Raw genomic sequence first — 2,047 nt, 5'->3', positions numbered from 1 at the left:
CAGGTCGTGCTGCATTTACCGTAGCACTTCGCACTATATATTGAAAAGATGCAGTCTTTACTTCATTGCCATCATCAGCAGAGATGACAACATCTGAAACACCCGATGATTCGGTAATGGTATGCGTATAGCTCAGTGTAGTGCTACCGGCTGCTGAAGCTACTGTAACATTATTGATCTTTAGTGTAAGATTTGCTGTTTCGGAAGCATTGGCCGTAATAGATACCTGCTCACCCTGGTTTTTGAATAAGGGGAATGATGTTGGTTGTGTGAAATTAACAGAGAGGGCATTACTCTCGTATATATCAACAAAGAAATCTCCATTGCTTGTAGTCTTCCCTTCTTTACAAGGTGTAGATGCTTCTGCATATCCTCCACAGGGTCCTGCGTTTCTAAACACCATACCTATTCTATATATGCGAATGCCATCGGCTACACCGAAATAACTTCGTGGGGTAATTTTAATCTGCCACTTATTATTGCCCAATGACGTCATCTGACCTATAGAAGAAGGATTCCCCCACTCACCTTTCACATTTTGCCAATCAACACCTGCTGGCCCACTCAATACTACACCAGCATGCATAAGCACTGGCGATACTCCCACGAGTCCCGTTGTGCCTTGCGTTGCATCGTATACTATAGTAATCTCTTCATCGGCCGTTGGAAGCGCCGGAGTTACCGTTACTTGTGCGTACGCAGCAATGGAACTTAGGAATAAAAACAAAATAAAAATTTTCCGCATAGGATATGCTTTAAAGCAGATAGCGCTAAGGTCATTAGCGCTATCTGTAAAATGAACTAATACTATTTCTTTATGAAGGCGTATTCGCCCGTCAAATCGTTAAAGTGTATGAGGAAGGTTCCCGCTCTGGTTACGGATATATTTGCTCCATCCTGTGCACCATCACCATAAGGGAATGTTGATCCGCCCCAATTTACTGTCCAGGAATCGTTGGCTCTGAATTTCACATAATTCCCAGCGGCCGCAGTGAGCTCTTGCGTCTCTATATACCATTGATGCGGGTCGTTTGCATCTTTCACCATGTCAATATCCGGATCCGAAGCACCAGGTATAGCGGAACCGGTTATACCAATGGACGTATAGGTCGGTGCCGAAGAAGCATCATATGCCACTACACTATATTTCATACTTTCCAGATCAAGGCTTACGGTATAATAACCCGCAGCTGCTATCTGAATGACGTCAGGGTCTGAACCTGATCCTTCATTAACAGCTAAGTCTCCAGCGTTAGCACCTTTACCATATTGAGGCTGCCACTGACCGCGTTTCTCCAGTATCTTGAATGAACCAGCACTAAATTTACCTGTATAAGAAAACTTAAAACCGTTGCTTGGATTTCTGAACAAGGATACTTTAGAATTATTATCCCAGCCAGCAGGCGTAGCGTCACCTACAAGATATAAAGCCGATGGGTATAAATTTCGAACAAGCTCAAATTCATACTTCAAGGTTGCATCATTGAAAGTAATCTTATAGTAACCGTCTTCATAACCAGCTAATTCAATATTCTCTCCATATTGTTTCGCTTTTCCTTCTACACCACTCGCTCCATAGTTTCCTCCTTCGAAATTAGTATGTTCTACAAAGCGAAGTACATCACCATCGCTTAATCTGAACTCGTCTATAACCCAGGTATAGTCTGCAACAAGTTTAAATTGTGGCTGTGGGCCAGTAAAATCATTGAACGTTCCAAGTAAGAAGAGACTTTCCAGATTTGTATTGTAAGCTACTGCCGGAACAACAGTATATTTCAATGTCTCATCATTAAATGTAACATTTACCAATCCGGAGAATTTACAATCAGTATTAGGACCTCCACCGGTGGTTACTTCAACAACACCATCACAACCTGCATCACCCCAGTCGGCATCGCTCCAGTCCGTTGTATTCTTGAACTTGAATGCACCACCTGCGAGGTCTATATTTTTAATCTCCCAGGTATTCGCTGCAACCAGTTCCATTTCATCGGCACCCCAGCTGTTAAATACACCGGCTATATACATCTTGGCATTGTTTGCAGGA

The 2,047-nt window shown here is 42.8% G+C and carries 1 protein-coding gene and 1 pseudogene; both read right to left on the bottom strand.

What is annotated here, in order from left to right; all coding sequences use genetic code 11:
• Positions 1-745: pseudogene (locus VIN08_RS05405) on the bottom strand (hypothetical protein); the annotation flags it as partial.
• A 62-nt stretch (positions 746-807) separates the two neighbouring features.
• Positions 808-2,047, bottom strand: a 1,240-nt coding sequence (locus VIN08_RS05400) for a SusF/SusE family outer membrane protein (protein WP_331961370.1), incomplete at its 5' end; no start/stop codon positions are given.

Source organism: Ohtaekwangia sp. (assembly GCF_036568665.1).
GTDB lineage: Bacteria > Bacteroidota > Bacteroidia > Cytophagales > Cyclobacteriaceae > Ohtaekwangia.
Note: the sequence above shows the minus strand (reverse complement) of the source record. Positions and strands in the feature narration are given on the sequence as shown.